General features: G+C 63.9%; 20 protein-coding genes and 2 pseudogenes. 7 read left to right on the plus strand and 15 right to left on the minus strand.

Annotated elements, in window-relative coordinates; all coding sequences use genetic code 11:
- Positions 1–44: 44 nt before the first annotated feature.
- Both cra and CAF78_RS15560 read left to right on the plus strand, forming a co-directional pair.
- Positions 45–1,040 (plus strand): catabolite repressor/activator, encoded by a 996-nt coding sequence (cra, locus tag CAF78_RS15555; protein ID WP_085673797.1) that lies wholly within the window; start codon positions 45–47, stop codon positions 1,038–1,040.
- 2 nt (positions 1,041–1,042) lie between these two features.
- Positions 1,043–1,819: a TatD family hydrolase gene (locus CAF78_RS15560; RefSeq protein ID WP_085673799.1), complete on the plus strand. Its 777-nt coding sequence runs from the start codon at positions 1,043–1,045 to the stop codon at positions 1,817–1,819.
- A gap of 123 nt (positions 1,820–1,942) precedes the next feature.
- On the opposite strand, the gene CAF78_RS29065 is transcribed toward CAF78_RS15560, so the two are convergent.
- From CAF78_RS29065 to CAF78_RS15580, 5 genes and pseudogenes are all read right to left on the minus strand, one after another.
- Positions 1,943–2,656 carry a methyl-accepting chemotaxis protein gene (locus tag CAF78_RS29065; RefSeq protein WP_371915521.1) on the minus strand — a complete coding sequence of 238 codons (714 nt, stop codon included), beginning with the start codon at positions 2,654–2,656 and terminating at the stop codon, positions 1,943–1,945.
- A gap of 144 nt (positions 2,657–2,800) precedes the next feature.
- A pseudogene (locus CAF78_RS29070) lies at positions 2,801–3,967 on the minus strand (HAMP domain-containing protein); the annotation flags it as partial.
- A gap of 121 nt (positions 3,968–4,088) precedes the next feature.
- Positions 4,089–4,919, minus strand: a complete 831-nt coding sequence (gene ampE, locus CAF78_RS15570; RefSeq protein ID WP_085673801.1) for a regulatory signaling modulator protein AmpE — start codon at positions 4,917–4,919, stop codon at positions 4,089–4,091.
- The gene (gene ampD / locus CAF78_RS15575; protein WP_085673803.1) at positions 4,916–5,482 is read right to left on the minus strand and encodes a 1,6-anhydro-N-acetylmuramyl-L-alanine amidase AmpD; all 567 of its coding nucleotides are present in this window, start codon (positions 5,480–5,482) and stop codon (positions 4,916–4,918) included. Before ampD ends, ampE begins: the two co-directional genes overlap by 4 nt.
- 89 nt (positions 5,483–5,571) lie before the next feature.
- A complete protein-coding gene (locus tag CAF78_RS15580) occupies positions 5,572–7,716 on the minus strand; it encodes a DUF1631 domain-containing protein (protein WP_085673805.1) in 2,145 nt (714 codons plus the stop codon).
- Between the two features lie 244 nt (positions 7,717–7,960).
- Between CAF78_RS15580 and nadC the strand changes: the two genes are divergently transcribed.
- A complete protein-coding gene (nadC, locus tag CAF78_RS15585; RefSeq protein ID WP_085673807.1) occupies positions 7,961–8,809 on the plus strand; it encodes a carboxylating nicotinate-nucleotide diphosphorylase in 849 nt (282 codons plus the stop codon).
- Between the two features lie 55 nt (positions 8,810–8,864).
- Here the strand turns inward: nadC and trxB are convergent, their stop codons facing one another.
- Positions 8,865–9,827 (minus strand): thioredoxin-disulfide reductase, encoded by a 963-nt coding sequence (trxB, locus tag CAF78_RS15590; protein WP_085673809.1) that lies wholly within the window; start codon positions 9,825–9,827, stop codon positions 8,865–8,867.
- Between the two features lie 311 nt (positions 9,828–10,138).
- Between trxB and cysZ the strand changes: the two genes are divergently transcribed.
- A complete protein-coding gene (gene cysZ, locus CAF78_RS15595) occupies positions 10,139–10,867 on the plus strand; it encodes a sulfate transporter CysZ (RefSeq protein WP_085673811.1) in 729 nt (242 codons plus the stop codon).
- A 44-nt stretch (positions 10,868–10,911) separates the two neighbouring features.
- Here cysZ and CAF78_RS15600 read toward each other — a convergent pair whose 3' ends face one another.
- From CAF78_RS15600 to CAF78_RS29080, 4 genes and pseudogenes are all read right to left on the minus strand, one after another.
- Positions 10,912–11,529: a GAD-like domain-containing protein gene (locus tag CAF78_RS15600; RefSeq protein WP_085673813.1), complete on the minus strand. Its 618-nt coding sequence runs from the start codon at positions 11,527–11,529 to the stop codon at positions 10,912–10,914.
- A gap of 19 nt (positions 11,530–11,548) precedes the next feature.
- Positions 11,549–12,895, minus strand: coding sequence for a DUF6861 domain-containing protein (locus CAF78_RS15605; protein ID WP_085673815.1), 1,347 nt, complete (start codon positions 12,893–12,895; stop codon positions 11,549–11,551).
- Between the two features lie 223 nt (positions 12,896–13,118).
- A complete protein-coding gene (locus CAF78_RS29075; protein WP_371915522.1) occupies positions 13,119–13,550 on the minus strand; it encodes a methyl-accepting chemotaxis protein in 432 nt (143 codons plus the stop codon).
- A gap of 162 nt (positions 13,551–13,712) precedes the next feature.
- Positions 13,713–14,456 (minus strand): annotated as a pseudogene (locus CAF78_RS29080) (PAS domain-containing protein); the annotation flags it as partial.
- A 158-nt stretch (positions 14,457–14,614) separates the two neighbouring features.
- Here CAF78_RS29080 and CAF78_RS15615 point away from each other — a divergent pair.
- Positions 14,615–15,829 carry a glycosyltransferase family 1 protein gene (locus tag CAF78_RS15615; protein ID WP_085673819.1) on the plus strand — a complete coding sequence of 405 codons (1,215 nt, stop codon included), beginning with the start codon at positions 14,615–14,617 and terminating at the stop codon, positions 15,827–15,829.
- Here the strand turns inward: CAF78_RS15615 and CAF78_RS15620 are convergent.
- The 3 genes from CAF78_RS15620 to CAF78_RS15630 all read right to left on the minus strand — a co-directional run bounded on the left by CAF78_RS15620 (position 15,798) and on the right by CAF78_RS15630 (position 18,138).
- Positions 15,798–16,901, minus strand: coding sequence for an NADH:flavin oxidoreductase (locus CAF78_RS15620; protein ID WP_085673821.1), 1,104 nt, complete (start codon positions 16,899–16,901; stop codon positions 15,798–15,800). The two genes, CAF78_RS15615 and CAF78_RS15620, sit on opposite strands and share 32 nt — an antisense overlap.
- A 122-nt stretch (positions 16,902–17,023) precedes the next feature.
- The gene (locus CAF78_RS15625) at positions 17,024–17,506 is read right to left on the minus strand and encodes a glutathione peroxidase (protein ID WP_085673823.1); all 483 of its coding nucleotides are present in this window, start codon (positions 17,504–17,506) and stop codon (positions 17,024–17,026) included.
- 146 nt (positions 17,507–17,652) lie between these two features.
- The gene (locus CAF78_RS15630) at positions 17,653–18,138 is read right to left on the minus strand and encodes a peptidylprolyl isomerase (RefSeq protein ID WP_027918346.1); all 486 of its coding nucleotides are present in this window, start codon (positions 18,136–18,138) and stop codon (positions 17,653–17,655) included.
- On the opposite strand from CAF78_RS15630, the gene CAF78_RS15635 reads away from it, so the two are divergent.
- Positions 18,137–18,439 (plus strand): DUF3565 domain-containing protein, encoded by a 303-nt coding sequence (locus tag CAF78_RS15635; protein WP_085674117.1) that lies wholly within the window; start codon positions 18,137–18,139, stop codon positions 18,437–18,439. The two genes, CAF78_RS15630 and CAF78_RS15635, sit on opposite strands and share 2 nt — an antisense overlap.
- 31 nt (positions 18,440–18,470) lie before the next feature.
- Positions 18,471–20,558: a phosphate acetyltransferase gene (pta, locus tag CAF78_RS15640; protein ID WP_085673825.1), complete on the plus strand. Its 2,088-nt coding sequence runs from the start codon at positions 18,471–18,473 to the stop codon at positions 20,556–20,558.
- A 58-nt stretch (positions 20,559–20,616) separates the two neighbouring features.
- Here the strand turns inward: pta and CAF78_RS15645 are convergent, their stop codons facing one another.
- Positions 20,617–21,342, minus strand: coding sequence for an OmpA family protein (locus CAF78_RS15645; protein WP_085673827.1), 726 nt, complete (start codon positions 21,340–21,342; stop codon positions 20,617–20,619).
- A gap of 109 nt (positions 21,343–21,451) precedes the next feature.
- Positions 21,452–22,096 (minus strand): MBL fold metallo-hydrolase, encoded by a 645-nt coding sequence (locus CAF78_RS15650; RefSeq protein WP_085673829.1) that lies wholly within the window; start codon positions 22,094–22,096, stop codon positions 21,452–21,454.
- Between the last annotated feature and the right edge of the window lie 16 nt (positions 22,097–22,112).

A 22,112-nucleotide genomic window follows, 5' to 3' on the forward strand; every position in this document is an offset into this window, starting at 1 on the left:
GTCCTGGTTCCGTAGCCAGTCCCGGTAATAACAAGGAAAATTCGGTGAAACTCAGCGATATCGCCCGTCTGGCCGGTGTGTCAGTGACCACTGCCAGCTATGTCATCAATGGCAAGGCCGAACAGCAGCGCATCAGCAACAGCACTGTCGAGCGGGTGCGCGCGGTGGTCGAGGCCCATGGCTTCACGCCCAACCCGCAAGCAGCCGGCCTGCGCAGCCGGCACACCCGCACCTTGGGCTTCATTCTCCCGGATCTGGAGAACCCCAGCTATGCCCGCATCGCCAAGCAGCTCGAGCAAGGCGCGCGCGCCCGTGGCTACCAGCTGCTGATCGCCAGCAGCGACGACCAGCCCGACAGTGAGCGCCAGCTGCAGCAGCTGTTCCGCGCCCGCCGCTGCGATGCGCTGTTCGTCGCCAGCTGCCTGCCGCCGGAGGACGACAGCTACCGCGAGCTGCAGGACAAGGGCCTGCCGGTGATCGCCATCGACCGGCGCCTGAACCCGGCCCACTTCTGTTCGGTGATCAGCGATGACCGCGATGCCAGCCGCCAGCTGGCCGACAGCCTGCTGGCGACTGCCCCGCGCAGCATCGCGCTGATCGGCGCACGCCAGGAACTGTCGGTGAGCCAGGCCCGTGCCGGTGGTTTCGACGAAGCCATGCAAGGTTTCAACGGTGTGGTGCGGCGCTACCAGGGCGAGGCCTTCAGCCGTGAATGCGGCCAACGCCTGATGCAACAACTGATCGATGAACACGGCGGCCTGCCGGATGCGCTGGTGACCACGTCCTACGTGCTGCTGCAAGGTGTGTTCGATACCTTGCAGGCGCGCCCGGCCGATTCGCGGCAGCTGCAACTGGGCACGTTCGGCGACAACCAGCTGCTCGACTTCCTGCCCCTGCCGGTCAATGCCATGGCCCAGCAGCACGGCCTGATCGCCGCCACCGCGCTGGAACTGGCCCTGGCCGCGATCGAAGAAAAGCGCTACGAACCCGGCGTGCACGCCATTGGCCGCACCTTCAAGCAACGCATCACAGCGGCCTGACCATGCGCCTGATCGACACCCACACCCACCTGGACTTCCCCGACTTCGACGCCGACCGCGCGCGCCTGCTGGCCAACGCGGCGGCACGCGGGGTGGAGCGCATGGTGGTGCTGGGGGTGTACCAGGCGAATTTCCAGCGGGTGTGGGACCTGGCCTGCGCCGAAGGCAGCGTGCATGCGGCACTGGGGCTGCACCCGATCTACCTGGAGCAGCACCGGCCGGAACACCTGGCGCAGCTGCGCGAATGGCTGGAGCGCCTGCAGGGCGACCCACGGCTGTGCGCAGTCGGCGAGTTCGGCCTGGACTACTACATCGAAGCACTGGACAAGGAACGCCAGCAAACGCTGTTCGAAGCCCAGCTGCAGATGGCCTGTGACTATGCGCTGCCTGCCCTGTTGCACGTGCGTCGCAGCCATGCCCAGGTGATTGCCACGCTCAAGCGCTACAAGCCGGCGCGAGCGGGGGTGATCCATGCCTTCGCCGGCAGTTACGAAGAGGCACGCGAGTACATCAAGCTGGGCTTCCGGCTTGGCCTGGGTGGCGCAGCGACCTGGCCGCAGGCGCTACGCCTGCGCAAGACCCTCCCGCGCCTGCCGCTGGAAAGCATCGTGCTGGAGACCGATTCGCCGGACATGGCCCCGGCGATGTTCGCCGGCCAGCGCAACAGCCCGGAACATCTGCCAGAGATTGCCGAAGCGTTGGCCGAGCTGCTGGGCATCGAACCTGATGTCTTGGCCGAGGCGAGCAGCCGCAATGCGTGTGAGCTGTTTGGCTGGTAGTACCGGCCCTTTCGCGGGCAAGCCCGCTCCCACAGGTATTTCACTAAGACCGAGCGTTGCGCAGTCTCTGTGGGAGCGGATTCACCCGCGAATGGGCCAATACAGGCAACTCAAGCGTCGGCCTTAAACCCTGAACGCCCCGATCAGGCGTTTCAGCTCCACCACCTGCGTCGATAGCACCCGGCTGGCATCCTCGGCCTGGCAAGCCCCTTGGGTGGTGTCCTGCGCCGCCCGGTTGATCGCGACGATGTTGCGGTCGATGTCATGGGCCACCGCCGTCTGCTGCTCGACCGCCGCCGCGATCTGCTGGTTCTGCTCGACGATGCCACCCACCGCCCCCAGGATATTGCCCAGCGCCTGCTGCACCTGGCGCGCTTCATCGACCGTGCCCGCCGCCATCTGGTGGCTGCTGCCCATCGCCCGCACCGCCTGCTCCACACCATCACGCAGGCGCTGGATCATCTGCGCGATCTGCGCAGTCGAGTCCTGGGTACGCCGGGCCAGGGTGCGTACTTCATCGGCCACCACGGCAAACCCACGCCCTTGCTCACCGGCCCGGGCAGCTTCGATGGCTGCATTCAACGCCAGCAGGTTGGTCTGCTCGGCAATGCTGCGAATCACCTCCAGCACCTGGCCGATCGCCTGGCTGTCGTCGGCCAGCCGATTGATCGCCAGCACGGTCTGGTCGATTTCCCCGGCGAGGCGGCCGATGCTGTCTTGCTGGCTCTCTACCAACGTGCGGCCATTGGCGCTTTCACGGTTGACCTGCTGCGCCCCGTTGGCCGCCAGCGCGGCGCTGCGCGCCACCTCCTGCGCGGTGGCGCTCATCTGGTTCATCGCCGTGGCCACCTGCTCGATCTGTTCACGCTGGCCACTGACCGCCTGATTGCTCCGTGCCGACACTGCCAACACCTGCCCGGCCTGCTCTTCGACGGCCACCACGGTGCGCCCGACCTGGTCGATCAGGCCGCGGATGCGGCGCACGGTTTCGCTGAAGCCTTGGCCCAGCTCGCCCAGCTCATCGCGGCTATGGGCCTGGAAGCTGACCGTCATGTCACCCGCTGCCACTTTGTCCATGGCACTGCCCAGCCGGCGCAAGGTGGCGCGGGTCGACACATAGAAGCCGCCATACAGGTACAGGATCAGCACGAAGACACCGGCCAGCACCGCGCCCAGCGCAAGCATGCGCACGCGCTGTTCGGCCAGGCGCTGTTGCAACTGCCCCTGCAGGTGCGCAAGTACGGCGTCGTTGAAGCGATAGGTCTGCGCCATCAGTTCGCTGACCTGCTGATAGAACGCTGGCCAAGGGGCATCGAGCGTTTCCGCCACCACCACCTGCTCTTCGAACAACGACGCAGCCTGCCTGACCGTCGCCTGGCTGGTTGCTGCCGCGCCCGCCAGGCTGGCCTTGGCAGTGCGCTCCGTGGCGAGGGCATCGTCCAGCCGCAAGGTATAGTCGGCGCCAAGGCGATCGAGGCGTTGCAGCAGGTCTTCGAAACGGCCACTGCCAGACGAGTCGATGAACCCCCGCCCCAGTGCAATGGCGCCCATGGCCCGGCCCTCACCCAGGGCCTGGGTCACCTGTGCCGTGGCGACGCCCAGCAGTTCGCTCAACTGACGCACCGAAGCCTGGCTGTCCTGGCTCAGGCCGGACTGGCTGACCACCTGCTTGGCCAGCATCTGAGCCTGGGCCAGCAGCTTGTCGAACAGCGCGGCCTTGTTCTGCAGCGACGACTCCGCCCGGGCACTGGCAAAGGCCCCATTTAATTCTTCGAGCTTGCCTTGAGGAACCGCCTCATCCCCTTGCAGCTTGTGCAACTGCGCCTGGACCTTGTCCTGCAACGCAGCGATTTGCACCTCCAGATCCCCGGCGTGGCCCGACTGGCCGAGCACGGCATTGATCTGTAACAGGTTGCCCAGCGCCTCCAGGTCGGCGCGCAGGTTCAGGCTGTCAGCCAGCGGCGCTATGCCTTGCAACTCGGCGCGGGTGGCATGGAATTGCTGGTAGGCATCGCGCACCAGATAAAAACTGGTGGCCAGCATGGGCAGGAAGAACAGGACGCTGATGAGGCTGAACTTCTGACCGAAGCTCAGCCGGTTCATCAATGCGATGGCCGGGTAGAGCAGACGCTTCACGGGCACCTCCATGGATTCTTGTTGTTCTGCAGAGATAGCACTAGGCCACTTGTATAACGCAGATCGAATCGGAGGTTTGTAACTTAAGGTTAACCGCTGCCCGCCAATGCTCTGTAGGAGTGGCCGCAGCCGACTATACGAGGACTGTCCACAGGGCAAAGCCTGCGTACCACAGCACCGCGCAACGCAGCAGCAGCTCCCACAGGCTGTCCAGCCGCCCCAGCCCGCGCTGGGGGTCTTCTGCCTCGGGGATGTCATCGGCAATGCGCCCGACCCTGGCCACCAGGTGCCCGGCGCTGATGTGCCAGTTGAGCAGCTCGTGCAGCATCACCCGCATCACCGCGACGAAATTGCCGACCAGTGCGAAGCTCAGGGCAAGTACCCGTACCGGCAGCCAGTCCATGATGTGGCGCAGCTGTTCGGCACGGGCCTTGAGCGCCGGCTGGCGGCTATGCTCGCCGGTCAGCGCCAGCAGGCGATAAGCCAGTGCCGCGCCGGGGCCGAGCACGAAGTACCAGAAGATCACCGCAAAGAAGCTCTGGTAGGCCTGCCACAACAGGTAACCCTGCACCCGCACCAGCAGGCCGTGTGGCTCGTCGGCCGCCAGGCCCAGGTCGCGCTCGGCGACATGCAGCGCGGCCTGGTCGTCGCCACGCCGCCAGGCATCACGGAATGGCCCGAGCGAACCCTTGGCATCGCCGCGCCCCAGGCTGTAGATCAGCACCAGCAAGTGCAGCGGCAGGGCCAGCAAGCCGTAGGCCACCGGGTCCAGCACGTGCAGCACCAGCACCAGCACCGCCACCGGCGCCAGCACCAGGATCGCCAGCGTCCACCAGGGGTGGACCTTGCCGCTGCGCTCCAGGCGCACCAGTTCGCCCAGGAAGAAAGCGTCTCGTTGTATCTGATGGCGCAGCGCAGAGAACTTCTCTACCCACAGCGCCAGTAACAGCACCAGAAAACTCATGCGTTGTCCTCGTTGTGCTTCACGGCCATGCGGTAACGCGCCCAGTCGAACGCCGGGCCGGGGTCGGTCTTGCGCACCGGGGCAATGTCGCTGTGGCCCTGGATTCGCTCAAGGCCGATCACCGGCCAGGCGGCCTGGATCTGCCGGGTCAGTTGCGCCAGCACGGTGTATTGGGCATCGGTATAGGGCAGATCGTCAGTGCCTTCCAGCTCGATCCCGATGGAAAAGTCGTTGCAGCCCTCACGCCCGTCGAAACTCGACACGCCGGCATGCCAGGCACGGTCGAGCAACGACACGAACTGCGTCACTGCACCGTCGCGTTCGACGAACAGGTGCGCCGAAACGGTCAGGTGGCTGATGCTGGCAAAGTAAGGGTGTTCGTTCGGGTCCAGGCGGTTCTGGAAGAACTGCTGGACCTTGCCGCTGCCGAAACAGGCCGGCGGCAAGCTGATGTTGTGGATCACCAGCAGGGAAATCGCTTCACCTTCCGGGCGGGCGTTGAAGTTCGGCGAGGGGCAGTGGGTGATTCCGTCAAACCAGCCAGTGGCACGGTCCAATTGCATGGGGCAGATCCTGAAAAGCACCGGTACAGGGCTGCAGTATGCCTTGCCCACGGGCCGCCGTGCATGTGAATGATTGTAAGGCTGGCGGCTCAATGCACCCGCTGCTGGCGCAAGCCTTCAAGCACGGTTTCCAGTGCCCGCTCGAACAGCAGGCCGTCATCCAGCAGTCGCACCGCGCCACGGTGCAGGGCTTGGGCGAGGCTCACCGTGTTCCATTCGCGTACCTTCATCCCGGTACGGTTGGCGAAGACCAGCCGGTCGCTGCTTTCGATGCGCGCGACCAGCTTGCAGCGCAGCGGCTCGTCATCATCGAGCATTTCAACCCAGGTACCGATCCGCAGGCGCTGCACCAGGCGCAGCTCTGCCGCTTGCTCATCGAGTTGACGCAGCGGCGCGCAGGCGGACTCGTCGGCGATGGCCAGCACGATGTCCTCGGCCACCAGCACTTCAGCCAGTTCGTCGCCGCCAGCAGGCAGTGTGCCCCCCGCACACGCGCGCAGGTGCAGCCGTTCCAGCTGCTGGAAGAATCCGCGGCTTGCCGCCGAGTCCAGCGCCACGCTGGCCAGGCCGTCGCGCAGGGCCTTGAGCAGGCCGGGCACTTGTTGCAGCAACACCTGTGGCTGCTGATGCGGGGTAATGCTGGCGAGCAGGGTGTCCATGGTCGCCAGCGCTTGCTGCCAGGCCTGGGACGCCTCGCCTTGCTTGAGCCAGGCCATCAACAGCACCTGGCTCCAGGCCTGCACGAGCATGTGCACCACCCCCTGCGGCAGTGTGCGTCCACGCAAGCGCTGGTTGAGCGCCTGCTGCACCTGCTGGCGGGCCTGCAAGGCACGGGCGCGGCCTTCTTCGGCATCGCGCGTACGCTGCTCCAGCAGCTCGTTGCGCCGGCGCTCGTCTTGGCTGAAGGCGAGGAAGTCCTCCAAAAGTTCGGCGAACAGGGCGGCGTCTTCGGTGAAATCATTGAGCAGGCGCTGGACGATGCGCTCGACACGTAGATGCAGGCTGTCGCGCAGGCCTTCGCTGCCCGTCTCCCAGCCGATCGCGGCAGCGGCGATCTCGTTGAGCAGGCGCCGCGCCGGGTGGCTGGCACGGCTGAACAGGCTTTTGTCCAACAGCGCCACCTTGAGCAGCGGAATATGCAGGCGAACGATCAGCGCGCGCAGGCTCAGCGGCAGGTTGTCGTCGGCTGCGATGTAAGCGAACAGCAGGCCAACCAGGTTGATCATGTCCTCGTCGGCGCAGGCGATGCGCCGGCGGGTGCCGCTGCGCACGCTGACCCTCAGCAGCAGTTGTTCGAGCTGCTGGCCCAGGTCGAAGTCGTCGTCGTCGACCGTGGCCGGCACATAGTGTTGCAGGTGCGAAAGCAGGCGCAGCAGGTCGGCGGTGCTGATCGCCTGGGCGCTCACGGCGGCCTGCAGGCGCGGGGCGATGCGGCCTCGGCAGGGCGACAGCAGGCCTTCGAGTGAACGCATGAAGGCATGCCCGGCGCTGTCTGCGCCCAAGGCATCAGGCTCGAGGTTGGCCGACACGCGCCGCGAACTCAGGCGACGGTCTTCGGCGCGCCGGCGTGGCGCCGGCTGCAGTTCCGGCATCACGCCCGCAGCGGCCAGCAACTGGTTGGCTTCAACATAAAGCACGTCGATGTCTCGCAGCACGTAGCGCTCGAACAGCTTCAACAGGATCAGCTTGACCCGCAGGCCTACGCCCAGGTTACGCCCGGCATCGAGGAAGTAACCACATAGCGCAGCCGGCCCGAACGGGTTCTGCTGTTCGTCGAAGCTGCGCGCGAGCAGGCATTGCAAGCGCTGGCCCAGTTGCTTGAGGGCCACGCCATCACGCGACAGCACCCGCGCGACCATGCCGTCAACGGCGACGGCACGCTCCATTTGCGGCGCGTCATGCGCGCCCGGGTGGCCCAGCGGGTCGAACTGGCCGATCCGGGCAAAGGTGTCGTAGAAGATGTCGAGAAAGCCACGTTCGATGTGCTTGCGCTTCAGGCGCAGGTCACGCATGGCCTCGAAGTACAGGTTCTGGTCGAAGCGGTCAGCCGCCCGGTCGGCCATTTCGAACAGCATGTCGTCGGCGTTGTCGAACAGCGCCTGCAGGCCCTGGCGCAGTTGCAGGGCGGCCTTGTCACGCACTTGCAGGAGCAATACCGGAAGGCAGGGTAAAGGCGTGCGTGCGCCTCGGTCGATGGCGGCCGCCAGGGGCACCACCTTGCCTTCTTTATGCATCCCGGACTCCTTGCTGGGTGACGTATTCGACAGGGCGATAATCGTCAAAGCTATGACGCCAAATGTTGGGCGCCATTATCGGTAAAAATGCCGACAGCTGCCAGCACTCTTCGCTGCCGGGCAACTGACTGTATTTTCGGGCAAATGCTCAGTTGGCCTGACCAATGGTCGCCTGCCAGGCAAGCTGTACACGGCGGCGTCCCCCTGCCCTATAATCGCCGGCATCTAGCTTGTGGAGCCGACCATGCCGAACCTACGCCTTGCCGACCTGACCGCCGAGATCGAAGCCAATGTGCGCCGTGCACTGCTGGAGGACATCGGCAGTGGCGACATCACCGCGCAGCTGATCCCGGCCGAGCGCCTGGCAAAGGCCACCATCATCACCCGCGAAGACTGCGTGATTGCCGGCACCGCCTGGGTCGATGCCGTGTTCCGTCAGCTCGACCCGCGCGTGGCCGTGCACTGGCAGGTGGCCGATGGCGAGCGCGCCACGGCCAACCAGCCGCTGTTCCACCTCGAAGGCCCGGCGCGTTCGCTGCTCAGCGGTGAGCGCAGCGCACTGAACTTCCTGCAGATGCTGTCGGGTGTGGCCACCCGCGCGCGCTTCCTGGCCGACCTGGTCGAAGGCACCCGGGTGCAGCTGCTCGACACCCGCAAGACCCTGCCGGGCCTGCGCCTGGCGCAGAAGTACGCGGTCACCTGCGGTGGTTGCCACAACCACCGCATCGGCCTGTATGACGCCTTCCTGATCAAGGAAAACCACATCGCCGCCAGCGGTGGAGTGGCCGAGGCGGTGGCGGCGGCGCACCGCATTGCCCCCGGCAAGCCGGTGGAAATCGAAGTGGAAAGCCTGGATGAACTGCGCCAGGCGCTGAAAGCCGGCGCCGACATCATCATGCTCGACGAGCTGACCCTGGATGAAATGCGCGAAGCGGTGCGTATCACCGCTGGCAAGGCCAAGCTGGAAGCCAGCGGCGGGGTCAACGAAACGACCCTGCGGGTGATTGCCGAGACCGGCGTCGACTACATCTCGATTGGCGCGATGACCAAGGATGTGAAGGCCGTGGACCTGTCGATGCGCCTGAGCCTGTGAGCAAACCCCAGGCATGAAAAAACCGGCCAATTGGCCGGTTTTTTTATTGCCTGAATCAGAACGAGGCGTTGGCCAGGCCGTCCAGGTACCGCTCGACGTCCAGGGCTGCCATGCAGCCGGCACCGGCCGAGGTGATGGCCTGACGGTAGACGTGGTCAGCCACGTCGCCAGCGGCGAACACACCTTCGACGTTGGTGGCGGTGGCGTTGCCTTCACGGCCGCCGGCGACCACCAGGTAGCCGTCCTTGAGGGTCAGCTGGCCTTCGAACAGCGAGGTGTTCGGGGTGTGGCCAATGGCGATGAACACACCGTCGACCTTGATTTCGTCGCTGCTGCCGTCGTTGTTCTTCAGGCGCGCACCGGTCACGCCCATGTTGTCACCCAGCACTTCGTCCAGGGTGGCGTTGAGCTTGAGCTCGATCTTGCCTTCGGCGACACGGGCGTTGAGCTTGTCGACCAGGATCTTCTCGGCACGGAAGGTCTCGCGGCGGTGCACCAGGGTGACCTTGCTGGCGATGTTGGCCAGGTACAGTGCTTCTTCCACGGCCGTGTTGCCGCCGCCGACCACGGCGACCGGCTTGTTGCGGTAGAAGAAACCGTCGCAGGTGGCGCAGGCCGAAACGCCCTTGCCCATGAACGCTTCTTCCGACGGCAGGCCCAGGTAACGGGCGCTGGCGCCGGTGGCGATGATCAGCGCGTCGCAGGTGTACTTGCCGCTGTCACCCTGCAGGGTGAACGGCTTGTTGGCCAGGTCGACGGCGTTGATGTGGTCGAAGACGATCTCGGTCTCGAAACGCTCGGCGTGTTCCTGCATGCGCTGCATCAGGGCCGGGCCGGTCAGGCCGTGGGGGTCGCCCGGCCAGTTGTCGACTTCGGTGGTGGTGGTCAGCTGGCCACCCGCCTGCATGCCGGTGATCAGCAGTGGCTTGAGGTTGGCGCGGGCGGCGTAGACCGCAGCGCTGTAACCGGCAGGGCCGGAACCGAGGATGATGACGCGCGAATGACGTACTTCAGACATGTCGAACTCCTGTCGAGCGGGCCGCAGGGGCCGCCAGCTGGAAATTAAAAAGGACCCACGCAGCACTTGGGGAAGGCTACAACGCGCAGGCCCAGAAAGCGGAAAGTTGAGCGCACTGTAGCGAGGTGGCAGAGATTAAGGAAATATCCTTCGACAATCCACCTCATAGGCATCCTCTATCTGCGAATTTCACCCGGGCGTATGGCCCTGGCACATTTGTTACAGCCGGTTTCTTCATGTGCGCCTGCCTTTCGTCGGCGCGGCAAACTCGGTAAGGTCAGCGCGTTTTCCCTTCTCTGCGGAGTGTCCCGATGCAAGCCCCTGTCCTCTCCGGCCCCCAGTACCTGCGCGAAGGCCTGAAACTGGTGCTGAGCCCCAACCTGCGGATGTTCGTGCTGTTGCCGCTGGCGATCAACCTGCTGCTGTTCGGCGGCCTGATCTACTTCGCAGGCCACGAGTTCAGCCTGTGGCTCGACGCCCTGATGCCGACGCTGCCCAGCTGGTTGAGCTTCCTTTCCTACATTCTGTGGCCGCTGTTCGTCGCCTTGCTGGTGCTGATGGTGTTCTTCACCTTCACCCTGGTGGCCAACGTCATCGCCGCGCCGTTCAATGGTTTCCTCGCGGAAAAGGTCGAGGTGGTGGTGCGCGGTGAAGACCCGTTCCCGGCATTCAGTTGGGGCGAGTTGATGGCCATGGTGCCGCGCACCTTCGGCCGCGAGATGCGCAAGCTCGGTTATTTCCTGCCGCGGGCGATCGGCCTGTTCATCCTGTCGCTGATCCCGGTGGTCAACGTGGTCGCCGCGCCGCTGTGGCTGATCTTCGGCGTGTGGATGATGGCCATCCAGTACATCGACTACCCGGCGGATAACAACAAGATGAGCTGGCAGGACATGCTTGCCTGGTTGCGCAGCAAGCGCTGGCAGTCGCTGGGCTTTGGCGGCATCACCTACCTGGCGTTGCTGATTCCTGGCGTCAACGTGCTGATGATGCCGGCGGCGGTGGCGGGGGCTACGTTGTTCTGGGTGCGCGAGCGGAACTGATTGAGCGAGGGGCTGCCGGGCAGCCCCTTACGCAGCGTGTTTTATTAAAAATCGGAGAAGCTGTAGGGTTTAAGAGGTGACAACTGAGAGAGCAGTATCAAATGCTCTACTGCACTTACCTTTTGTAGATTATCGAGCTTGCTTAACCCTCCAAACGCTAGCGCAGGAACAAAGCCGTACATCTCATCACACCCAAGGACACCTAAACGTTCCTTTGCAGGCGCGAAGAACTCCCCAAAATCATTGGATTCTCGCTCCATCAAAAGAAAGAAACCCTCTACCTCCTTATCCATATTATTCGCATCAACTTCACCAGCCGAACCGCAATAGGTTGAAGTATGGGCTACGATATTTAATGAAAATCCGGAATTTTCACCATACAGGTAGAGGTCACCAAAAGCGCCACGGGCAATGATGTGATAGGTATCCCGCCCTTCTAGCGGAGTGCCCTCTATGAATGAGGCAGCCACGCCCTCGTAATCTTGAGGATTGACGGTCCAAAATATCCCATCACCATATCCGCACCAGCCGTGCTCGGCCCAGTATCCTAACAGTTTTTCCGGCAACTTACCTCTGTAGCACTCAATGCTGGAGGGAGGTACCTCCTGCCTGAACACCGGCTCGCCCATTTCCTCTATGAAAAGTGAGTAAACGTCGTCCATTCTTGTGCTCCTCAGTTTATTAGCACTTATGCAATCTAACATTCAAAAAGCCCGAGACACCGTCCTCTTTGGACTGCTTTTTGACTGATTGTATTAGCTCACCCACCCTGCTTTTCCACTGGGGACCTATAGTGGAATTTACTTGCCTATCACCGAAGTCAGAAATGACATCCCTGCCACCGGCGATTAAATCTGGATTGTGCAGCGCAGCAAGAGAGGACATAGTTTCCTTCGCCTGTTTCGCTGAGAGTTTTTTTGCTTCAACTTGGCTCATATCCTTAGATAGCTCGTCATAAGCTCTTCTCCTCAGATCATCATACAATTTCCTTCTTGCATTTCTCGCAACCTTCGGATCACGCTCCTTGGGATTTACAACATTCTCCAAAAATTCTTCAACTGTGAGCCGGTTCAATCCATCCTGCTGTCCTTTTAATTGACGCTCAAACTCTCCATGCTTCGACGCTGGCAAATTGTCCGCCTTGAAACACGCCACCGTATGCAAAGGCATGCTACCGGGCTTGCCCGTTGAAGGCTCCTTGTCTTTCCCCGCTGGCCGGTTCGGCTGCGCAGGCTGCGGCTCACTCACCGCGCCCTTGCGCCGCTCCGGCACCTGCAGGTCCGGCCGCTTCTTCAACCCCTCCTCATGTTTGAGCATCCACTGCCCAATCCGCGCGCCTTTCTTGCTAGCGGCCATTTCCTGAGCCAGCACACCGGCATTGCCACCCCCGCGGGTGAGGTAGGACACCATGGCGCCCAACAGCAGCATCACGACTTCGACATGCCCGGTGGCAATGAAATGCGCGGCCTGATTGATGGCAAACGGGTTGTCCTGGCTGAACGCGCTCAGCCCCTGTTCACCGCGTGGGCCTTCCCAGGCGATGCCGATGCCGTCCAGGTAGTACTCGCCAATGCGCGGCAAGCCGTCGACGAAGAACTCGGCGAGTGAGGCAATGCCCAGCACACCGAGGATCCAGCCGCTGACCTTGAAACCAATGGCGGTACCTGCAACGCCGCCGGGAAATGCACCGACACCGCCGGCGAAGGCACCGATGCCGGCACCGAGCAGGCCGCCAGTGAGGGCGCTGCCGGCGACGATCATCGCCATCTGCTCGGCCACGCCGAGCAGGTCGTTGAGGATGTTTTTGATGTCGAGGTCGGCGAAGCGCTGGCGCAGTAGTTCGCCCGCTACCCATTCGGCCTTGTAGAAAGCGCGCCGCACGCTGTCGACACGGCGCAGCTGGAGGGCCAGTGATGGCACCTCTTCGTTGAGGTAGGTACGGAAATGGGCGCCTCCCTGATAGCCCATTTCATCGGTGATGCGTGACTCGATATCGTGCCAGGTGGGCACGATGTGCCAGAGCAGCATGAGGCGTCTCCCTGCCAGTTTTGTGCAGGGAAATCACATCATGGGGTGGGGGTAGGACGTTCCTGAGTCAGTTGTAGGAAAAGTCGATTCGTTGCTGGTGGGGGGACGTTCGGGATTGGGGTGTTGCTGCGAGGGGTACGGCTGGAGGGATTTGGCGACCTTGAGATCGAGCGCCGCCCGCGCGGCGCTCGATCTCACAGGCGCTACACAACCCAAGCCATGATCAATGGCCCAGCTGGCTGGAAAACTGCCCCACCGCATCCACCACTTTCTTCGCCCCTTCCTGGATCTCGACGATCACCCCACCGGTGTCTGCCGCCAGCGCCAGCCCCTGTTCGGCCTGGCGCTTGCTGGTATCGATGATGTCTACCGCCGCCTGGGCCAGCTGTTCGTTCTGCTGCACCACCTTGGCAATCTCCTCGGTGGCGCTGCTGGTGCGCGAGGCCAGCTGCCGCACTTCGTCGGCGACCACGGCGAAGCCACGGCCCTGCTCACCGGCACGGGCGGCCTCGATGGCAGCGTTGAGCGCCAGCAGGTTGGTCTGCCCGGCAATGTCGCTGATGGTCTTGATGATTGCGCCGATCACCTTGGACTGCTTGTCCAGCGCCTGGATACCCTCGGCTGCGTCCTGCATCGAACCTTCCAGGCCACGCATCACGTCCACGGTCTGGGTCACGACTTCGGTGGCCTTGCGGGCGCTGCTGTCGGTTTCCAGCGAGGTGTTGTAGGCGATGTCGGCGGCTTGCGCCACGGCCAGTTCCTGATTGACCTGCTCGGTAATCACGGTGGCGAACTTGACCACCTTGTACAGCACGTCATGGGCATCGAAGATCGGGTTGTAGGAAGCCTCCAGCCAGATCGTACGGCCATGGGCGTCGACCCGCTTGAAACGGTCGGCCACGTACTCGCCACGGCGCAGCTTGTCCCAGAATGCCTGGTAACCCGCCGAGCTGGCTTCCTCCGGCTCGCAGAACATGCGGTGATGCTTGCCACGCACCTGTTCCAGGCTGTAGCCCACCGACTGCAGGAAGCGCTCGTTGGCGGTCAGCACCTCGCCATCGAGGTTGAACTCGATCACGGCGGTGGAGCGCATCAGTGCCTTGATCAGGCTCTCGTGCTCACGGGACGCTTCGATGGTGCGGGTCAGGTCGCTGGAGTGCATGGAGAAATGCCTGATCCGGCCATCAGCGCTCTTCACCGGCTGCAGAATAGAGCGCAGCCAGGCTTCCTGGCCGTTGCCGCGCAGCAGGCGGAAGGCGCCGTTGAGGTGCTCGCCACGGCTGATGGCGTTTTTCATGCGCTGGTAGAAGTCGAGCTTCTTCACGTGTGCCGGCACGATGTCTTCGATGTTGCGGCCAATCAGTTGCTCGGCACGGTAGAGCATCTCGCTCTCGAAGTTGCCGTTGACCTGCTCGATGCGCCCCTGAGGGTCGAGCTGCAGCACCAGCATCTCGCTGTCGAGGCTACTCTTGACCTGCTCGATGGCCATCAGCTCTTCGCGCAGTTGCTGGATTTCTTTCTTGAGCTTGCTGTTGAACATCACCGCTCTCCCGGAGCGCATCAGACCGATTCGGATGCATCTTCATCGGCTGCGCCGCGTGCCGCTTGAGCACCCTGAAAAGAAATTTTCACAACGCCGAAACTGCCGTGAATCAGGCGTCATTTGCGTGTCACAAGGCTGTCATGTGAGCGCAACGCAGCAGGTGGAAACTTTTTGTCATGAATACACCTGCCCTACGCATCGCACTCGTCAGCGAAACCTTCCCGCCCGAAATAAACGGTGTGGCCAACACCCTTGGCCGCCTCAGCGAGGGTTTGCGACAGCGTGGCCATCAGGTGGAAATCGTGCGCCCACGGCAAGCCAACGAGGCGCCGGCGGACGATGACGATGGCCTGTTGCTCTGCCGAGGCTGGGCACTGCCCGGCTATCCCGGCCTGCAGTGGGGCGAGGTGTCGATGCACAAGCTGTTGCGCCGCTGGCGCAGGCAGCGCCCGGACGTGCTGTACATCGCCACCGAAGGGCCACTGGGCCTCAGTGCCCTGCGCGCCGCGCGGCGTTTGGGGGTTGCCGTGGTCAGTGGCTTTCACACCAACTTTCCGCAATATTCCGGGCAATACGGCCTCGGCCTGCTGGCGCGCCTGCTCACCCATTACCTGCGCTGGTTCCATCGGCGCACGGCCGCCACCCTGGTGCCCAGCGCCAGCCAGCGCCTGGAGCTGGAACGGCGCGGGTTCGAGCGCCTGGCCCTGATGGCCCGGGGCGTCGATGCCGGCCTGTTCAACCCGGCCCGGCGCAGCCAGGCCTTACGCGAAAACTGGGGGCTCGGCGCCGATGACATCGCCGTGCTGCACGTCGGGCGCCTGGCTGCGGAAAAGAACCTGGCGCTGTTGCAACCCTGCCTGCAAGCCTTGCAGAAAGCCTATCCACAGCGGCGTCTGCGCCTGGTGGTGGTAGGCGATGGCCCGCAGCGTGCTGCGCTCGCTCAACAGATGCCGGAGGCGGTGTTCTGCGGCGCCCAGCGTGGCGAAGCGCTGGCCGAGCACTACGCCAGCGGCGACCTGTTCCTGTTCCCGAGCCTGACCGAAACCTTCGGCAACGTGGTGCTCGAAGCCATGGCTTCGGGCCTGGCCGTGGTCGCCTACGACGAAGCCGCCGCAGCCCAGCATATCCGCCATGGCCACAGCGGCGCGCTGGCCATGCCTGGCGACCAGTGTGCGTTCATCGATGCCGCCTGCTGGTTGCTGGAAGAAGACGAGACCCTGCGCCGGGTCCGCCTCAACGCCCGCCAGCATGCCAGCCGCCAAGGCTGGCCGGCGATCGTCGAGCAGTTCGAATCGCACCTGCTCAACGCCTGCCACACGGCGCCAGCCGGCACCCGGCCGGCTGGCGCCGCGCTGGCGATCAAGCCAGGGTCGTCAACGCCTCGCGGCTGAACGGCAGCACGTCCGCTTCACGCCCCTCGCGCACCTTCTGCGCCCACTCGGCATCCACCAGCAGTGCGCGACCAACCGCCACCAGGTCGAACTCTTCATCGCCCAGACGGCGCAGCAAGCCTTCCAGGCTGGCGGGCTTGGCCACCTTGTCGGTGGCGACCATGAACTGCAGGAACTCGCCATCGAGGCCCACGCTGCCGACGGTGATGGTCGGTTTGCCGGTGAGCGTGCGGGTCCAGCCGGCCAGGTTCAGCTCGGAACCCTCGAACTCGGGCTCCCAAAAGCGCCGGGTCGAGCAGTGGAAGATATCCACACCCGCCGCCGACAGCGGCTCGAGGAACGCGGCCAATGCGTCTGGCGTTTCCACCAGGCGCGCGCTGTAGTCCTGCTGCTTCCACTGCGAGAAGCGGAAGATGATCGGAAAGTCCGGCCCCACGGCAGCGCGCACGGCCTGGATCAGCTCGATGGCAAAGCGCGAACGGCCGGCCAGGTCACCGCCGTATTCATCGTCACGGCGGTTGCTGGCGTCCCAGAAAAACTGGTCGATCAGGTAACCGTGGGCGCCATGGATCTCCACCCCGTCCATGCCGATGGCCTTGGCGTCGCGGGCCGCCTGGGCAAAAGCAGCGATCACCTCGCGGATATCGTCATGGGTCATGCCATGCACCAGCACCTGGCCGTCCTTGACCTTCTCGCTCGGCCCGTAACCCGGCACGCTGGCGTCCGGCTCGGTACCCAGGCGGCGCACCGTGCCCACATGCCACAGCTGCGGCACGATACGGCCACCTTCGGCATGCACCGCGTCTGCTACCTGCTTCCAACCGGCCAAGGCATCTTCACCATGGAAGCGCGGCACATTGGGGTAGCCGTTGGCGGCCTTGTGCCCGACCGTGGTGCCCTCGGTGATGATCAGCCCCACGCCTGCTGCGGCACGGCGGCGGTAGTACTCGACCACACCGGCGTGCGGCACGCCACCGGGGCAGAAGGTACGGGTCATGGGCGCCATGACGACGCGGGTCGGCAGTTCGAGCGCGCCGAGGGTGAAGGGCTGGAACAGGGGGTTGCTGGACATGGGGCGCTTCCGTCTGGGTAGGAAATGCACCTGAGGTTAGGGGTTGGGGGGAGCGTGGCCCAGTATTATTGATCTGGGTGATTCTGCTGTATCGAAGGGGGTGCTGTGCCCCCCCTGGATATTCAGCCCAAGGCTTTCTCGATGGCCTGCACGACCGATGGATCGTCCGGCGCGGTACGCGGGGCAAATCGCGCCAGCACCCGGCCATCCTTGCCCACCAGAAACTTCTCGAAGTTCCAAGTTATGTCACCAGGGAATTCTGCCCCCTCGCCCGCCAGCAGACGGTACAACTGGTGACGGTCATGGCCATTGACTTCGAGCTTGGCCCCCAGCGGGAAGCTCACGCCGTAGTTGAGGCTGCAGAACTCCTGGATTTCCTTTTCGTTGCCGGGCTCCTGGCCGGCAAACTGATTGCAGGGCAGGCCCAGCACATTGAAGCCCTTGCCCTTGAATTGCTGTTGGAGCTTTTCCAATGAGGCGTATTGCGGCGTCAGGCCACACTTGGAGGCGACATTGACCACCAGCACCACCTGGCCCTTGAACGGTGCCAGGGGCAGGTCCTCGCCGTTCAGCGCCTTCAACGTCAGGTCGTGAAATGCACTCATGATGAATCCCCTTTCAGGTTCCCGGTTGCCGCTGCGGGCGAATAGCGCCCACTAAAAAGGCGCTCTTCCAAGCCGCGCACCTCCCGCTGGGGAGGCATGCCGGCTTGTCCGAGCGCCTGGCGACTTTCTGAGCTTAGCGCAGAAAATCAGTGGTGATGGCCACCTTCACCGTGGATGTGACGGTGAGCGATTTCTTCTTCGCTGGCGTCACGCACGTCGACAACCTTGACCTTGAAGTTCAGGCGCTGGCCAGCCAGCGGGTGGTTGCCGTCGACGGTGATGTCATCGCCATCGATGTCGCGGATGGTGACGATCTGCATCTGGCCGTCCGGCGCAGAGGCGTGGAACTGCATGCCGACTTCCAGCTGGTCGACGCCTTCGAACAGGCTGCGGTTCAGGGTGCTGACCAGTTCGGCCAGGTATTCGCCGTAGGCGTCTTCCGGCTCGATGGCAACTTCCAGCTCGTCACCGGCCTGCTTGCCTTCCAGGGCTTTTTCAAGGCCTGGGATGATGTTGGCAGCACCGTGCAGGTAAACCAGCGGCGCACCGCCGGCGGAGCTGTCGATGGTCTCCCCGGCGTCGTTGGTCAGGGTATAGTCGATGGAGACAGCCTTGTTGGCGGCGATCAGCATGGGGCAAGACCTTTTGCAAAAGTATGTAGAGCGGACAAGTGTAACCAAGGCATCGCCCGATTGCGACCGCAGCGCGGACGAGGGGCGACCCATCAGTCGGATCACCGGCTTCCACCAGGACGAAGAAGGCCACTGGGTGGTCGAACTGTCCTGCGGCCACACCCAGCACCTGCGCCACCAGCCACCGTGGCAGGCGCGCCCGTGGGTGCTCGATGCCGGGCAGCGCGCCGCACGCATCGGCCAGGCATTTGCGTGCGGTTGGTGCGCCCAGGGGGCCGATAGCGCTACCCTTGGCCGTTGATTCCTTGCACCGCTTATTTCGAGAAGCACGCATGCAGACATTTTTCATTGCGCCGACCGACTTTGGTGTCGGCCTGACCTCCATCAGCCTGGGCCTGGTCCGCACCCTGGAGCGCGCCGGGCTCAAGGTCGGCTTCTTCAAGCCGATCGCCCAGCCCCACCCCGGCGACACGGGCCCGGAGCGCTCGACCGAACTGGTTGCCCGCACCCACGGCATCAAGCCACCGGTGCCACTGAGCCTGGCCCATGTCGAGCGCATGCTTGGCGATGGCCAGCTGGACGAGTTGCTCGAAGAAATCATCCGCCTGTACCAGCAAGCCTGCATCGGCAATGACGTGGTGGTGGTCGAGGGCATGGTGCCGACCCGCCACGCCAGCTATGCGGCGCGGGTCAACCTGCACCTGGCCAAGAGCCTGGATGCCGAAGTGATCCTGGTCTCGGCCCCGGAAAACGAAGTGCTCAGCGAGCTGTCCGGCCGTGTTGAACTGCAGGCCCAGCTGTTCGGCGGCCCGCGCGACCCGAAAGTGCTCGGGGTGATCCTCAACAAGGTGCGCACCGACGAGAGCATGGCCGACTTCGCCACCCGCCTGCGTGAGCACTCGCCGCTGCTGCGCGGCAACGACTTCCGCCTGCTCGGCTGCATTCCGTACCAGCCCGAGCTGAACGCCCCGCGCACCCGCGACGTGGCCGAACTGCTCAGTGCCCAGGTGCTCAACGCCGGCGACTACGAGCAGCGCCGGATGAACAAGATCATCATCTGCGCCCGCACCGTGGCCAATACCGTGCCCCTGCTGACGCCTGGCACCCTGGTGGTGACCCCGGGCGATCGCGACGACATCATCCTCGCCGTGAGCCTGGCCGCCATCAACGGCGTGCCCCTGGCCGGCTTGCTGCTGACCAGTGACAGCAAACCCGATGCACGCATCCTCGGCCTGTGCCGTGGCGCCCTTCAGGCTGGCCTGCCGATCCTGTCGGTGAGCACCGGCTCCTATGACACCGCCAACCTGCTCCACTCGCTGAACCGCGAAATCCCGGTGGATGACCGTGACCGGGCCGAATTCATCACCGACTTCGTTGCCAGCCACCTGGATGCCGCCTGGCTGCACCAGCGCTGCGGCACACCACGGGAAATGCGCCTGTCGCCAGCGGTGTTCCGCTACCAGTTGATCCAGCGGGCGCAGCAGGCCAACAAGCGCATCGTCCTGCCGGAAGGCGCCGAGCCGCTGCTGGTGCAGGCTGCGGCACTCTGCCAGGCGCGCGGCATCGCCCGTTGCGTGCTGCTGGCCAAGCCCGAGGAAGTCGAAGCCGTGGCCCGTGCCCAAGGTATTACTCTGCCGCCGGACCTGGAGGTACTCGACCCCGAGCTGATTCGCGGGCGCTACGTCGAGCCGATGGTCAACCTGCGCAAGAGCAAGAACCTCAACGCGCCAATGGCCGAGCAACAGCTGGAAGACCCGGTGGTGATCGGCACCATGATGCTGGCCCTGGATGAGGTCGATGGCCTGGTCTCGGGCCTGGTGCACTCCACCGCCAACACCATTCGCCCGGCCCTGCAACTGATCAAGACCGCGCCCGGCACCAGCCTGGTGTCGTCGGTGTTCTTCATGCTGTTCCCCGAACAGGTACTGGTGTACGGCGATTGCGTGATGAACCCGCACCCCAGTGCCAGCGAACTGGCCGAGATCGCCCGGCAGAGTGCCGAATCGGCACAGGCGTTCGGTATCGCGCCACGGGTAGCGATGATCAGCTACTCCAGCGATTCGGCAAGTGACGAGGAAGTCGAGAAAGTACGCGAAGCCACGCGCCTGGCCCAGGCTGCGGAGCAAGGGCTGCTGATCGACGGGCCGTTGCAGTATGACGCGGCTGCCAACCCGCAAGTCGCCCGCCAGTTGGCTCCACAGAGCCAGGTGGCCGGGCGTGCGACGGTGTTCGTGTTCCCGGACCTGAACACCGGCAACACCACCCACAAGGCGGTGCAGCGGAGCACCGACGGGGTCAGCCTGGGGCCAATGCTGCAGGGGCTGCGCAAGCCGGTGAACGACTTGCCACGCGGGGCGCAGGTGGACGATATCGTGCATACCATCGCCCTGACTGCGATTCAGGCCAGCGTCACCCGCTGAATTGAAAAAGGGCAGGCCGTCACCGGCCTGCCCTTTTCATTGCGCCGTTCTGAGCGGCTTATGGGTACTGCTGAACCTGGCCCTGCTGCTGGTCATACTGCTGACCCGGAATAGGCTTCAGGTTGACCTCCACTCGACGGTTTTGTGCACGGCCATTGGCGTCGGCATTGCTGGCGATCGGCTGGTCCGGGCCCATGCCACGTACGGTCACACGCGAAGCATCCACGCCCTGCGAAGTCAGGTAGGTGCTGACGGCCTGAGCGCGGCGCTGCGACAGGTCCATGTTGTGCTGGCGGCTGCCGGTGCTGTCGGTGAAGCCGACCACTTCGATGGTGTTCTGGTTGAACGACTTGAACGAGTTGGCCAGGTTGTTCAGCGGGTTGTAGAAGCTCGGCGAAATGTTGGCCGAGTCGGTGGCGAAGGTGATGTTGCCCGGCATGATCAGCTTGATCTGGTCGCCCTGGCGCTGTACTTCGACGCCGGTGTTGGCCATTTTCGCGCGCAGCTCGGCTTCCTGCTTGTCGGCGTAGTAGCCGTAACCGGCAGCGGCGGCACCCACGGCGGCGGCGCCGATCAGCGCGCCCTTGCCACGGTTGTTGTGGTCGATGGCAGCACCGGCGATGGCGCCGGCCAGCGCGCCCAGGCCGCCGTACTTGGCGGTCTTGCTCATGCCCGAGGACTCGCCCTGAGCCTGGCCTTGGCTGTCATAAGGATTCTGCCCGGCGCAGCCGGTCATCAGGGCTGCGGCGGTTGCGACGATAATCAGACGACGCATGGTGAACATGGACAAGCTCCTACAAAAATTCGTGTGTGCGGCAGATCACGGAGGGATCTATGCCAGCCTTGGATTGCCAGGATACGGAAAAATTCCATGAAAGGCTTTTCATGCAGGCTCAGGCCCGCACGAAGGGGTTCTCGCGCATCTCGTCGCCCAGGCGTGTATCCGGCCCGTGGCCGGTGACCACGATGGCATCTTCATCCAGGCGGTACAGCCGTTCCTTGATCGAACGCACAATGGCGCGCTGGTCGCCACCCCACAGGTCGGTGCGGCCGATACCACGGCGGAACAGGGTATCGCCGGCGATCAGCAGCTTGGCGTCGGCGAACCAGAAACTCATCGATCCAGGGGTGTGCCCCGGCGTGTGCAGGGCCACACCACAACCGCAGGCCAGTTCCTCGTCATCGCCGAGCCAACGGTCTGGCGACGGTACCGGGGTGTAGGGCACGCCGAACATCTGGCATTGCATCTCCAGGTTGTCCCACAGCGGCTGGTCCTGCTTGTGCAGGTGCAGGGTGGCGCCGGTGAGTTCCTTGAGCTTGCCCGAAGCAAGGAAATGATCGAAGTGCGCGTGGGTGTGGATGATGCTCACCAGGGTCAGGCCATGGGCCTGCAGGCGGGCGAGGATCTTGTCCGGGTCACCACCCGGGTCGACGACGATGGCCTTCTTGCTGACCGGGTCACCGATCAACGTGCAGTTGCACTGCAGGGGGCCTACGGGGAAGGTTTCGCGGATCAGCGCTATTGATGCTTTTACCATGAGTGATTACAGCAAC

The sequence above is a fragment of the Pseudomonas sp. R28(2017) genome (genome assembly GCF_002112505.1).
Taxonomy (GTDB): domain Bacteria; phylum Pseudomonadota; class Gammaproteobacteria; order Pseudomonadales; family Pseudomonadaceae; genus Aquipseudomonas.